This is a genomic window from Anaerostipes sp. Marseille-Q3525 (assembly GCF_018223505.1).
In the GTDB taxonomy this organism is placed as follows: Bacteria; Bacillota; Clostridia; order Lachnospirales; family Lachnospiraceae; genus Anaerostipes; species Anaerostipes amylophilus.
This window is the reverse complement of the sequence record NZ_JAGTTT010000006.1, coordinates 33364-46383: the sequence shown is the minus strand read 5'-3', so window position 1 is coordinate 46383 and position 13020 is coordinate 33364. Positions and strand designations below refer to the sequence as shown.

At 36.7% G+C, this 13020-nt stretch carries 12 protein-coding genes and 1 pseudogene; 11 read left to right on the top strand and 2 right to left on the bottom strand.

Translation table 11 applies throughout. The annotated features are described in order from the left end of the window. Nucleotides 1-115 precede the first annotated feature (115 nt). Nucleotides 116-238: pseudogene (locus KE503_RS04520) on the top strand (AAA family ATPase); the annotation flags it as partial. Nucleotides 239-270: 32 nt separating this feature from the next. Here KE503_RS04520 and KE503_RS04515 read toward each other — a convergent pair. After that, the gene (locus KE503_RS04515) at nucleotides 271-1602 is read right to left on the bottom strand and encodes an MATE family efflux transporter (protein WP_212384587.1); all 1332 of its coding nucleotides are present in this window, start codon (nucleotides 1600-1602) and stop codon (nucleotides 271-273) included. 6 nt (nucleotides 1603-1608) lie between these two features. Continuing rightward, nucleotides 1609-2067: a MarR family winged helix-turn-helix transcriptional regulator gene (locus KE503_RS04510; protein ID WP_212384586.1), complete on the bottom strand. Its 459-nt coding sequence runs from the start codon at nucleotides 2065-2067 to the stop codon at nucleotides 1609-1611. 207 nt (nucleotides 2068-2274) lie between these two features. On the opposite strand from KE503_RS04510, the gene KE503_RS04505 reads away from it, so the two are divergent. The 10 genes from KE503_RS04505 to cysK all read left to right on the top strand — a co-directional run bounded on the left by KE503_RS04505 (nucleotide 2275) and on the right by cysK (nucleotide 13002). Next, complete coding sequence (locus KE503_RS04505) at nucleotides 2275-3633, top strand: Wadjet anti-phage system protein JetA family protein (RefSeq protein ID WP_212384585.1); 1359 nt, start codon at nucleotides 2275-2277, stop codon at nucleotides 3631-3633. Further along, nucleotides 3630-4286 (top strand): DUF4194 domain-containing protein, encoded by a 657-nt coding sequence (locus KE503_RS04500; RefSeq protein ID WP_022375517.1) that lies wholly within the window; start codon nucleotides 3630-3632, stop codon nucleotides 4284-4286. Before KE503_RS04505 ends, KE503_RS04500 begins: the two co-directional genes overlap by 4 nt. Further along, nucleotides 4228-7587, top strand: a complete 3360-nt coding sequence (locus tag KE503_RS04495; RefSeq protein ID WP_330621881.1) for an SbcC/MukB-like Walker B domain-containing protein — start codon at nucleotides 4228-4230, stop codon at nucleotides 7585-7587. The genes KE503_RS04500 and KE503_RS04495 overlap by 59 nt, the downstream gene beginning before the upstream one ends. Nucleotides 7588-7871: 284 nt before the next feature. After that, on the top strand, nucleotides 7872-8627 hold the full coding sequence (locus tag KE503_RS04490) for a tRNA threonylcarbamoyladenosine dehydratase (RefSeq protein WP_212384584.1): 756 nt from the start codon (nucleotides 7872-7874) through the stop codon (nucleotides 8625-8627). Further along, the gene (locus KE503_RS04485) at nucleotides 8615-9301 is read left to right on the top strand and encodes an AzlC family ABC transporter permease (protein ID WP_055196395.1); all 687 of its coding nucleotides are present in this window, start codon (nucleotides 8615-8617) and stop codon (nucleotides 9299-9301) included. The genes KE503_RS04490 and KE503_RS04485 overlap by 13 nt, the downstream gene beginning before the upstream one ends. Before the next feature lie 18 nt (nucleotides 9302-9319). Next, nucleotides 9320-9646: a branched-chain amino acid transporter permease gene (locus KE503_RS04480; protein WP_212384583.1), complete on the top strand. Its 327-nt coding sequence runs from the start codon at nucleotides 9320-9322 to the stop codon at nucleotides 9644-9646. 13 nt (nucleotides 9647-9659) lie between these two features. After that, nucleotides 9660-10013, top strand: coding sequence for an aminotransferase class I/II-fold pyridoxal phosphate-dependent enzyme (locus KE503_RS14835; RefSeq protein WP_330621885.1), 354 nt, complete (start codon nucleotides 9660-9662; stop codon nucleotides 10011-10013). A gap of 19 nt (nucleotides 10014-10032) precedes the next feature. Next, complete coding sequence (locus tag KE503_RS14830) at nucleotides 10033-10557, top strand: PLP-dependent transferase (protein ID WP_330621880.1); 525 nt, start codon at nucleotides 10033-10035, stop codon at nucleotides 10555-10557. A 1-nt stretch (nucleotide 10558) separates the two neighbouring features. Continuing rightward, the gene (locus KE503_RS04470; protein WP_212384582.1) at nucleotides 10559-11746 is read left to right on the top strand and encodes a MalY/PatB family protein; all 1188 of its coding nucleotides are present in this window, start codon (nucleotides 10559-10561) and stop codon (nucleotides 11744-11746) included. Nucleotides 11747-12063: 317 nt separating this feature from the next. Then, nucleotides 12064-13002 (top strand): cysteine synthase A, encoded by a 939-nt coding sequence (gene cysK / locus KE503_RS04465; RefSeq protein ID WP_212384581.1) that lies wholly within the window; start codon nucleotides 12064-12066, stop codon nucleotides 13000-13002. Nucleotides 13003-13020 lie beyond the last annotated feature (18 nt).

The following is a 13020-nucleotide window of genomic DNA, read 5'->3' as shown; positions in this document are numbered from 1 at the left end:
TGTAAAATATTTACATGGAATATATTAACAAAAATAAATATAAATGTCAAATAAAGGACAAAAAATATTAAATATGAATATGTTAAACTGCTTTTAAAGAATATCATTGTAGATGATCAATGGATATTGGGATGAATTTACCGGATTTATGAGAGGTTTATTTAATGCAACATTTAAAACAAATCCATATCTTGAACGAGCTATCATGACGGGAATCACACGAGTATCAAAAGAATCATGATGCCAAGACAGAAAAATAACCGCCAAAAATTAATAATGATAAACTTTCCTTCGGCTCCGCAAAAAATAAACCGTAACAATTAAAGTCAACATCTCCGCTATAACAACTCCCATCCAAATTCCATTCAATCCAAGTATAAGTGGCAGCAGCAGAATACATCCAATCTGAAACAACAAAGTTCGAAGAAAAGCAATGATCCCAGAAACAATTCCATTATTTAAAGCCGTAAAGAAAGAAGAAGCCCAGATATTAAATCCATTGATCAAGAATACGAGAGCATACAATCTAAATCCATGTAATGTCATAGCAAATAGATCCGCATCATATCCAACAAAGATATTAATTAACGGATGAGCAAAAAACTCAGAGATCAAAGTCAGGAAAACTCCAGTTCCGGCAATTAATGATAAACTTTTCTTCAACATATTTTTCAATTCCGAATGATTTCCAGCTCCATAATTATAACTGGTGATCGGTGCGCTTCCCATGGAATATCCAAGGAAGATTGCAGCAAAGATAAAGTTCGCATACATAATAACTCCATAAGCAGCAACACCATCCGCACCGGCAAGTCGCATTAACTGTGTATTATAAAGCATATTTATAACAGAAGAAGAGGCATTTGTCATAAACTCTGAAGAACCATTTAAGCAAGTCTTTAATAAAATATCTTTTCTCCAGACAGGTTTCACAAGGCGAAGACGGCTGCTGTTATGTTTGCGGGCAAAATAGATTAATGGCACAAGTCCGCCAACATATTCACCCATTGCAGTTGCAACCGCAGCACCAGCAACACCATAATGCATAACTCCGATAAAAAGATAGTCAAATACAATATTAATCACACCAGAGATCAAAGACATGCGAAGACTGTAAGAAGGTTTCTCAGCAGTAATAAAGAAGTTATAAAAGATTGTCTGCATCATAAACATCGGCTGTGATACAAACATGATACGGCCATAAGTTGCTGCATATTCAAGCAACTGTCCACGAGCACCAAGCACCATACAGATCTGACGGATAAATATAAACCCAAAGACAGATAAGATCGTAGCTCCGATCAAGGCAGTAAAGATCAGCATAGAAAAATATTCATTTGCTTTTTCTTTTTTGCCCTCACCAAGCGTTTTTGCAACGATCGCACTTCCACCAGAACCGATCATAAATCCGATCGCCCCGACACCCATTGCAACAGGCAAGATCAGATTGACTGCGGCGAAAGCAGTTTTCCCAGCGAAATTGGAAATAAATAATCCATCAATGATACTATACATTGAAGTACAGATCATCATAATGATCGATGGAAATACAAAACGAATCAGACGTTTGTAAGTAAAATGATCCGATAACTGAATCTTCATGATAAACTAAATCTCCTTTTCCTCTAAGATATATTGTTTCATATTTTCCTTTAAAATCTGGATATATTTTCTTGTAAGAGAAAGCAATAGCTCACACTCGGAAGGTTCCATTTCTGCAAATGTTGCATTTTCCATGTCAAAGACAGGGCCAATATGTTCTTCAGAAAATTTTCGTCCAAACTCTGTAAAGAATAAATGAATATCTCTTCCAGCTCCTGATCTGCGGGTTAAAAATCCTTTATTTTCTAGAGACTTCACAGAAGAATTTATCGTTTGTTTTGAGATAGAGTAAAGTTTGCAGATATCTTTCTGAGAACATCCATCTCCAAGTTCTAACAGACAATATAAAATGAGAAATGCGGAATCTGTAAGATGCATGGAAAGAGCAATTTCATGGTAGACATCATCGATCATCTTATAGAGAGAATCAAATTCTTTTAAGGCACGATTTTGTTTTGATTTCATAGTAATTTCCTTTCTTGAAATATAGTAATAATATATAGTCCGAAATCAGACTAGAAAATTATAATAATTATAGTCCGAAATCAGACTTGTGTCAATTGCTATTTCACGGAAAATCACTTTACGAGGTCAATTGAATCGGTTAAAATAAAGAGTCAGAGAATAATATATAACCTAAGAAAGAAGTTAGATCAAAGAAGGAAGTTACATATGAAATTTGCCTACGATATTCCAGATTCATTCTGGAGTTTATTTCGTTCGATGAACAGGGAACTTTACATGGAAGCTCTGCTAAAGATCAACGAAGAATATGAATATAACAATTATTATTTAAGTAAAGAAGTATGCCTTCAGGTACTAGAAGACTGGAACGAAAGCCAGCGGATCTGGTTATCGCCTGAAGAATTTGAATCAGAAACTGATGCAAGCCAGACACCGCCAAACAGGATCTTAAACTGGCTGATCAAAACTGGCTGGTTAAAGAGGATTGAGGATTTCTCAACATTAACGACCAATATCATTATTCCAGATTATGCAGCGGTATTTTTAACAGCATTTGAGGAACTGGTCAATCCATCAACAGATGACACAGAAATCTACATCCAGAATGTATACGCGACATTGTTTTCATTCTGGCATGATAAGAAGATGAACTTAGCCATGTTAAAAACAGCATTAGTTAACACAAAGAAATTAAATAAAGCCCTGCAGGATATGCTTCACAACATGGATCATTTCTTTAGCCGACTGCTAAAACAGAAATCATATGAAGAAGTGTTGGCAGAACATTTGGAAGGATATGTCGAAGAGATTGTCGAGAAGAAATACCATATTTTAAAGACAAATGATAACTTCTATCTATATAAAAACGACATCAAGAAATGTTTAAGAGAAATGCGAGAAGACATTCTATGGATGGAGCAGGTACAGAAGAAAGCAGACAAAGAAAAAGGTGAAGATGTCCTAAGCATCATCAATGCGATCGAGCGTGGATTTGATGATATTGAACATCGAATTTCCAACATGGATAAAGAACATTCCAAATATATCAGGGCAACGGTAACCCGTATGAATTACATGTTAAATGGAGAATCCGACACACGAGGTCTAATGATCCAGTTATTAAAGACGATCGGTGATTCGAAGGACAGCGAGGAAAAGATTGAGAAAGTCGGTCAGAGCATGAACTTATCTCATTTCGAAGTGCTTTCAGAGAAGTCTTTATATAAGAAGAGAAAACGAAGAGACTTTGCAAGTCAGGTAGAGGAAGAACAGCAGCAGGAAGAATTATCAAGAGAAGATGTGCTAAGACTTAACAAGATTCATACGAGATTCAGTCAGGAAGAGATCGAAGATTTTGTGGAATCTTATATGGAAGATGACCATATGGAAGTGAAAGACATCGATATTACCGATGAAGAAGCATTTGAGAAACTGATTCTTGCTTATGATTACAGCACAAGAAGAAACAGCAAATATAAAGTGATTGAGAGAGAAGATGAGTTGATCGATAATGGAAGTTATCGTTACCCGGCATTAACATTTGTAAGGAGGGAACCAAAATCATGATTCCATACTATGATGAATTAAATGATGAAGAAAAAGATGCGGTGACCAAAGTCATCCGTACTCTTTTGAGACAGACATTTATATTAGAAAGAAAATACGATAAAAAAAGTGGAAGACTTACATACAACAAAGAATTTAGGACAGTCGATCTGCATCAGGAGTTTTTAAGAGAATACTTTAAGATTTCAGGAATTACATTAAGAGAAAATCTGCATCTTGGAGTCTTTTATATTGAAGGTGAAACCGTGATCGGAGAAAAGATTTCCAGATTATCAACCATTTATCTTTTGATCTTAAAATTATTGTACGATGAACATATGGCAGAGGCATCATCAAATACAAGTGTGTATACATCCTTAGGAGAAATCCATGAGAAGATCAACGATTTTCATTTAATGAACACACTTCCATCGATTACAGAGATGCGACGTTCCATTGCATTATTAAAGAGATATCAGATTATCGAACCTCTCGATGTGTTAGAAGAATTAAACGAAGAAACAAGAATGATGATCTATCCATGCGTGAATGTTGTGTTACTAGGCGATGATATCCGCAGATTGATCGAAAGTTTCAGTAAGGAGGGAATAGACAGTGAGTTCAGTGAAGACGAATCAGCCGTTTTTGGCACTATCGAAGATATGCCTGAATAACTGGCATTATATAGATCAGAAAGTATTAACATTTAATAACGGAATCAACTTTTTTACCGGACATTCCGGAAGTGGAAAATCAACTGTGATCGATGCGATGCAGATCGTGTTATATGCAAATACAGATGGCCGTGGATTCTTTAACAAAGCGGCAGCAGATGATTCCGACCGAAATCTGATCGAGTATTTAAGAGGAATGGTTGCGGTTGGAGAGAAAGACGAAGTTACTTATTTAAGAAATAAAAACTTCTCCACAACGATTGTGCTTGAGTTTATTCAGACAGAATCAGAGGAAAAAGAATGTTTAGGAGTTGTATTTGACGTAGATACAGCAAGAAATGATACATCCCGATTATTTTTCTGGCATAAAGGTGGTATTTTAGAAAATCATTATCGTACTGAAGAACATGCAATGACGATTTCTGAACTTCGCAAATATATGCAGAAGAATTTCAAAAAAGAAGATTTCTATTTTGGAACAAGTAACGAGAGATTCCGAAAACAGATGTATGATATTTATCTTGGCGGTCTTGATATGGAGAAATTCCCAAGATTGTTTAAACGTGCAATCCCATTTAAAATGAACATCAAACTCGAAGATTTTGTGAAAGAATATATTTGCATGGAGCAGGACATTCATATTGAAGACATGCAGGAAAGTGTCATGCAGTATGGAAGAATGCGCCAGAGGATCGAAGATACATTAAAAGAAGCAAAGAGTTTAGAAGAAATCAAAGACAGTTTTGATAAATTTAAGATCAAAAAAGAAGAACAGGATTACTGCCAGTACCGCATGAATAAACTGGATGTTTTAAAATTAAAATCAGACATTCATTTATTACAGAAAAAGATTGAAGATGGGGAAAAGGAATTAAAGACAGAGGAAGAAAATGAGACGGTCCTCGAGAAGAAATTGGAACAACTTTCCAAAGAATACGATGCATTGGTAGCACAGATCGCAGGAAGTGGATATGATCAGATCACAACGAGAAAGAAAGACGTTCAGGAATTATTAGGACAGCTAAATCATTCTGTACAGCGTTGGGAACAGACATCAAAAAGCTTAAAAAAATGGTGCGAGCTTGATATCACACCAAATCAGGCAATCTGGGATATTGAGAAATTTGAACAGGGAAATATCACAGAAGATGATTTGAATCGCTTGAAACATACATTGGATATCTTGAGAAAAGAAACCGAAGAAGAACGACAGGATAATACATCCACATTAAGAGCTTTAAAGAAACAGGAGAAATCCATTTCAGATGAGTTGAAAGAACTGAAAAAGGGTAACAAAGCATATCCAAAAGAAGTTCTCGATGCAAGATATGAATTACAGACGAAATTAAGTGAAAAACGAGGGAATTTTGTAAAAGTAAATGTACTTGCTGACCTTCTTGATATGAAAGATGAGACATGGCATAAAGCAGTCGAAGGTTATTTAGGATCCAATAAACTGACATTGATCGTGGAACCGAAATACGTTAAAGATGCCATGGAAATCTATCGTGATATGGATCAGAAGAAATACTGGAGGATTTCGATTGCAGATACGCAGAAGATTAACAAGCAGGATATCAAAGTTGAGGAAAATGCGTTATCAGAAGAAGTTCTTGCAGAAGAATCTTATGTGAAAAAGTTGATAGAATCATTAATGGGAAGAGTGATCAAATGTGAAACGATCGATGAGTTAAGAAAATGTCATACAGGTATCACACCAGATGGAATGTTATATAAGAACTTCCAGTTAAAACGATTAGATCCAAAGCAGTATACAAGAAACTCTTACATTGGAGATAATAGTTTACGCCACAGGATCAAAGAATTAGAAAAAGAAAAAGATAAGATCTTTGACAAGATAGATCCATTGGAAAAAGAAGTTTTAAGTGCAGACGTTATCTTAAAGTATGAATATCTTCCACAGCCAGCCGAAGAGTATCTAAAACAACAGGAAACACTGGAACGTGCGAAAAAACGTCAGGAAGAATATGAAGATTTAGAAAATCAGCTGACGAAATTAAGAGAAGGTGCCTTAAAAGGTCTGGAAGAGGAAAGAGACCAGAACAGGGCAACACAGGAAGATTGCAAACGAGAGATCAATGAGATGAAAGAAACGATCTGGGCAACACAGAATGCATTAAAAGAATGCAGACAGCAGATCATTGATCAGAATGAAGCATTGATCCGTGCACAGAATGAATTACCAGCAAATGGAGAGTATGACCAGCAGTTTACACAGGAAATCGAGAAGACAGATACAGACGACTATGAACGTCTCAAAAAACGTGCAGCAAGAAAATACTATGATGCTGGAACGAAGAAGGAAGAAGAATATCGAAAACTTGTGGAAGTCAGAACGGCATATTTAAGAGAGTATCCAAACCGTACATTTTCAGCTATTGATGAGAATAATGATGCATATGATAAACTTTACAATGAATTGTCTTCTGATCATATGGAAATCTATCGTGAAAAAGCTGCAAAACAGGCAAAGACAGCGATGGAACATTTTAAAGATGACTTTGTCTATAAGATCCGAAGTGCAATCCGTGAAGCTTATCAGCGAAGAGATGAATTAAACCGTATGATCAGCGGCCTTGATTTTGGTAAAGATAAATATCAGTTTAAGATCACAAGAAATACAGGCGCTGACGGAAAATATTATTCAATGTTTATGGATGATTCCCTGAATATCGACCCATCTGTTTTAAATACAACAATGGATGACCAGATGAATCTTTTCTCTATGGAACATGAAAATAAATATGGAGAGTTGATGAATGAACTGATCGAAATCTTTATCCCGCCAGAAGGTGCAAGTGCCGAAGAATTAGAAAATGCAAAACATGATATGAAGAAATATTCTGACTATCGTACATATTTATCTTTTGATATGGAACAGATCGTCGATGGGGATGAAAAATTAACGATCGGATTAAGCAAGATGATCAAGAAAAACTCCGGTGGAGAAGGACAGAACCCATTATACGTTGCTCTTCTTGCAAGTTTTGCACAGACCTATGGAATTCATCTTTCACCAAAAGTACGCAGAAATCCAAGTATCCGACTGGTGGTCTTAGATGAAGCGTTTTCTAAGATGGATGCAGAGAAAGTTGCAAGCTGTATCGACCTGATAAGGAGTCTTGGATTCCAGGCGATCATCAGTGCGACAAACGATAAAATTCAAAATTATCTGGAAAATGTAGATAAAACTTTTGTATATGCAAATCCAAATAAGAAAAATATTTCCATTCAGGAATTTGAGAAATGTGAATTTGATAATTTAGTGACAGAAGAGTAGAGACAATCAAGGTACAAGGAGAAAAAGGATGAAAAAAAATTGCGATTAAAAACATTTCGTAAAAATATAATTCAATTGTTAATATTTCTAGGAATTTTTATTGTATTTGGTTTTGAGTATTGTAATTGATATAATCAATGAGAGAAAACAGTCTTGACATCCAATCATCGTTCACATATAATTAAAACCAATAGAAATAGTAGGAAATACAAACTAGCGGAAGCTTAGCATGGTCAGATAAATGCCAGGCTCCGCTAGTTTATTCTAATTATAAGGAGAAAGAAATGTTAAATCAGTTTTCAAGAACAGAACTATTACTTGGAAAAGAAGCACTTGATAAATTAGCTGGCAGCAGAGTTGCTGTCTTTGGAATCGGTGGTGTTGGTGGATATGTATGCGAAGCCTTAGTACGAAGCGGTATCGGTGAGTTCGACCTTATTGATGATGATAAAGTCTGCTTAACAAACCTAAACCGCCAGATCATTGCAACAAGAAAAACCATCGGAAAATACAAAGTAGAAGTGATGAGAGACCGTATCTTAGAGATCAATCCAGATGCGAAAGTCAACGTTCACAAATGCTTCTTCTTACCTGAAAATGCAGAGGAATTTCCATTTGAGGAATATGACTACATCGTTGATGCTGTTGACACAGTAACAGCAAAAATCTCATTAGTTATGGTAGCAAAGGAAAAGAATGTACCGATCATCAGCAGTATGGGAGCTGGAAATAAATTAGATCCAAGCCAGTTTAAAGTGGCAGATATCTATAAGACAAAAGTATGCCCTCTTGCAAAGGTTATGCGAAGAGAGTTAAAGAAGAGAAGAGTTAAGAAATTAAAAGTTGTATACTCTGAAGAAATGCCGATCAAACCTAAAGACGATATGGCAAACAGCTGCAGAACAAACTGTATCTGTCCTCCAGGAGAAAAACATAAATGTACAGAAAGAAGAGCAATCCCAGGTAGTACAGCATTTGTACCATCTGTCGCAGGACTGATCATTGCAGGGGAAGTAGTGAAGGATTTATGCAAGGCGTAAAAGATGTAACAAAACAAGCTTTTATCAAATCCATACCGATCATGTGCAGCTATGTATTTGTCAGTATGGCATATGGAATGATGATGGAGAATGCTGGATTTGCGTGGTATTATTCGCTTTTTACAAGTCTTACTGTGTATACAGGAGCATTCCAGTTTGTCCTGATCACATTTTTAAGCAGTGGGGCATCCATTGTGACGATCGCAGTGACGGCACTCTTGATGAACAGCAGGCAGAGTTTTTACAGTCTTTCATTTTTGGAGATATTCCGAAAGATGGGAAGAAAGAAACTTTATATGATCCATACGATGACAGACGAAACGTATGCAGTAAACTGTACGATCGAAGACAAAGATGAAAACAGCAGAAAAGAGATGTTTCTTGTCGCATTCTTCAGCAGATGTTACTGGATGTTTGGAGCTGTGATGGGAGGTTTGATCGGGCAATTGATTCCATTTGAATTAACAGGGATTGATTTTTGTATGACTGCATTATTTATCATCATTTTTATCGATCAATGGGAAAAAGCGGACAAGCATTTTCCAGCGATTGCAGGAATCTTGATCGCGATCATCGCATTACTGATCTTTGGGCAGACCGCATTTATGCTGCCAGCCTTAGTGATCGTTTCTGGAGTTTTGATCTTCTGGAACAGTAAACAGCAGGAAAGTTAGACAGAAAGGGGAAGAAAAATGAATGCAAAAATGGCAGTGATCGCAATCTTAGTTTCAGCCGTGATCACATTTGGACTTCGAGCCCTCCCTTTTCTTGTATTTCAAGAAGGAAAAGAACTTCCAGATAAGATCAAACGATTAGGAATGGTGTTACCATCTTCGATCATGGCAGTGCTGATCGTGTATTGCCTGAAAGATGTCGGAGATGATTTTGTGGCAGACGGATTATGGAAATTAATTGCAGCACTGATCACAGCAGTTAGTTATAAGTGGAAACATAATACTTTGATCAGCATTTTACTTGGAACAGTGAGTTACATGCTATTCTTACATTTCTTTGGATAAAATAAGATAGGACATAAATACAGGAGATCATCTGATCGTTGATGCGGATTTATATGGTGGAAGTATCCGTTTATTTAATCACGTTTCAGAGAAAAATGGAATTGAATTCAGCAGCGTAGATTGTTACAAAGAAAATGTCGCAGGATATATCAGAGAAAATACAAAGGCAGTTTACATCGAAACACCGACAAATCCAATGATGAATGTCACAGATATCAAGGCATTAGCAGAAATCACAAAGGAACATAACCTTCTTCTGATCATTGACAATACATTTTTATCCCCATATTTCCAGAATCCATTAGATCTTGGAGCTGATATCGTTGTACACAGCGGAACAAAATATCTTGGGGGGGGGAAACAATGATACACTGGCTGGTTTCTTAGTGACAAATAGAGAAGATATCAGTGAAAGATTCCGATTCCTGATCAAGACAACAGGAGCCGGATTAGCACCATTTGATTGTTTTCTGATCCAAAGAGGGATCAAGACATTAGGAGTCCGTATGGACCGTGCACAGGAAAATGCGATAGAGATCGCTAAATGGTTAAAGAAACAGGATATTGTAGGGAAAGTTATTTATCCAGGATTTGAAGAACATCCAGGATATGAGATCATGAAGAAACAGGCAAGAGGATTTGGAGCAATGCTTACCTTTGAACTTACGAAAAAAGAGTATGCATTTGAAATTCTTGAAAATGTTAAAATGATCAAATATGCAGAGAGCTTAGGAGGAGTTGAAACATTGATCACATATCCAGCAACACAGACACATGCAGATGTTCCAGAAGAGATCCGAGTAAAAAATGGAATCACAGACTGTGTGTTAAGAATGTCTGTTGGAATTGAGAATATCAAAGACTTATTAAACGAGCTGGAACAGGTATTTGCAAAAGTACGAGGTGAATAAGATGCCAGAGAGAAACTTAAATTTTGATGAGCATGTAGATCGAAGAAATACAGATTGTCTAAAATATGATTTTGCCAAACGCAAAGGACTGCCAGAAGATGTGCTTCCATTGTGGGTTGCGGATATGGATTTTAAAACTTCTTCTTATATAGAAGATGCCTTGGTAGAACGTGCAAAACAAGCAATCTTTGGATACAGTGAGGTGCAGACTCCATATTTTAATGCAGTCAGCAATTGGATGAAGACACACCACAACTGGGAAGTCAAAGAGCGTTGGCTTGTAAAAACACCGGGAGTTGTCTTTGCACTTGCGATGGCAGTCAAAGCATTTACAAAGCAGGGAGATCACGTGATCATTCAGTCTCCGGTCTATTATCCATTTTCCGGAGTGATCACAAATAATGAAAGAAATGTGGTAAGCAGTGATCTTTATTTTGGGGATGATAACCGCTATCATATGGATTACGAAGATTTTGAGAAAAAGATCATTGAAAATGATGTCAAACTATTCTTATTATGTAATCCGCATAATCCAGTCGGGCGTGTCTGGACAAAAGAAGAATTAGAGAAGGTTGGAGATATCTGTTTAAAACATAACGTACTTGTTGTCAGTGATGAGATTCATGCGGATGTTGTGTTTAAAGGAAAACATCAAGTCTTTGCAGCGATCAAAAAAGAATATGAAGATATCACGATGACATGCACCGCACCAAGCAAGACATTTAATCTTGCAGGACTGGCTCTATCAAATATCTTTATTCCAAATAGGAAATTAAAACATAGATTTAAAGCTGAACTAAGCGCAGCAGGAACAAATCTGCTGGGAGTTATGGGATTAGTTGCCTGCCAGACGGCTTATGAAAAAGGAGAAGAATGGTATTGTGACATGAAATCTTATGTGCAGGCCAATATTGAATTTACAAAACAATATGTTCAGGAAAAACTACCGGGTGTGAAAATGATCGATCATGAAGGTACTTACCTTGTGTGGCTTGACTTCAGAGACACAGGACTTAATGTGGATGAGTTAGAAGATTTGATCATTCATAAGGCAAAACTATGGTTAGACAGTGGAAAGATCTTTGGAAAGAGCGGAGAAGGATTCCAGAGAATCAATGTGGCATGTCCAAGAAGTACAGTCAAAGAAGCTTTAGATCGAATCAGGGCAGCATTGATGGAAATTTCATAAAATATTTATAGGAGAATCCTGCAAGGAAAAACCTATAATAAAAAAGACATAAAAAATGTTGACAACGACTATACATGGTTGTATAATCTAAAACATAGAAAACCTAGTAGAAATATAGGAAATCAGAAAGGAGCGAAAACATATGAGAATAACCGTAGTGACACAGAAGAAAGATGGCAAATGTTGTTGTTGCTGTCAGGAGACATATATGAATATGGGTTCATTTTCATATGAGTAAAGCTACGATTTAAGATATAGAACAAAGAAATATTATAGAATAGAAGTTAAAACAGCAAACATTATGGAGGTTTAAAATTATGAGTAAGATCACAGAAAGCGCATTAGAATTAATCGGAGGAACACCACTTCTTAAAGCAGATAGATATGCAGATAAAGCAGGAGTTAAAGATGCAACGATTCTTGCAAAACTTGAGTATTTAAATCCAGCAGGATCAGTAAAAGACCGTATTGCATTAGCAATGATCGAAGATGCAGAGAAGAAAGGTCAGTTAAAACCAGGATCAACGATCATCGAGCCAACAAGTGGTAACACAGGAATCGGTCTTGCAGCAGTTGCAACAGCAAAAGGATACAGAGCAATCCTTACACTTCCTGATACAATGAGTGTTGAAAGAAGAAACTTATTAAAAGCTTATGGTGCTGAATTAGTATTAACAGAAGGTGCCAAAGGAATGAAAGGTGCCATCGCGAAAGCCGATGAACTTGCAAAGGAGATTGATGGAGCAGTTATCTTAGGACAGTTCGTGAACCCAGCAAACCCAGCTGCACATAAAGCAACAACAGGACCAGAGATCTGGGATCAGACAGATGGTAAAGTAGACATCTTCGTAGCAGGTGTTGGTACAGGTGGAACATTAACAGGTGTGGGTGAATACTTGAAAGAACAGAACCAAGATGTTAAAATAGTGGCAGTTGAACCTGCAACATCTCCAGTATTATCAACAGGAAAAGCTGGAGCACATAAGATTCAGGGAATCGGTGCAGGATTCGTACCTGACACACTGAATACAAAGATTTATGATGAGATCATCACAATCGAGAATGAAGATGCATTTACAGAAGGAAGAGCATTCGCACACAGCGAAGGAATCTTAGTTGGTATTTCTTCAGGAGCAGCTCTAAAAGCAGCTACAATCCTTGCAGAAAGACCAGAAAACAAAGGAAAGACAATTGTAGCATTACTTCCAGATTCAGGAGACAGATACTTATCTACAGCATTATTCGCTGAAGACTAAGAATAAAGAGGAAAGAAT

Excerpts from the sequence above, each read along its gene's own strand:
- KE503_RS04470 (WP_212384582.1), top strand. The coding sequence starts at position 10,559 with ATGCCAGAGAGAAACTTAAATTTTGATGAGCATGTAGATCGAAGAAAT.
- KE503_RS04510 (WP_212384586.1), bottom strand. The coding sequence starts at position 2,067 with ATGAAATCAAAACAAAATCGTGCCTTAAAAGAATTTGATTCTCTCTAT.
- KE503_RS04485 (WP_055196395.1), top strand. The coding sequence starts at position 8,615 with ATGCAAGGCGTAAAAGATGTAACAAAACAAGCTTTTATCAAATCCATA.
- KE503_RS04480 (WP_212384583.1), top strand. The coding sequence starts at position 9,320 with ATGAATGCAAAAATGGCAGTGATCGCAATCTTAGTTTCAGCCGTGATC.
- cysK (WP_212384581.1), top strand. The coding sequence starts at position 12,064 with ATGAGTAAGATCACAGAAAGCGCATTAGAATTAATCGGAGGAACACCA.
- KE503_RS04490 (WP_212384584.1), top strand. The coding sequence starts at position 7,872 with ATGTTAAATCAGTTTTCAAGAACAGAACTATTACTTGGAAAAGAAGCA.
- KE503_RS04515 (WP_212384587.1), bottom strand. The coding sequence starts at position 1,602 with ATGAAGATTCAGTTATCGGATCATTTTACTTACAAACGTCTGATTCGT.
- KE503_RS04500 (WP_022375517.1), top strand. The coding sequence starts at position 3,630 with ATGATTCCATACTATGATGAATTAAATGATGAAGAAAAAGATGCGGTG.
- KE503_RS04505 (WP_212384585.1), top strand. The coding sequence starts at position 2,275 with ATGAAATTTGCCTACGATATTCCAGATTCATTCTGGAGTTTATTTCGT.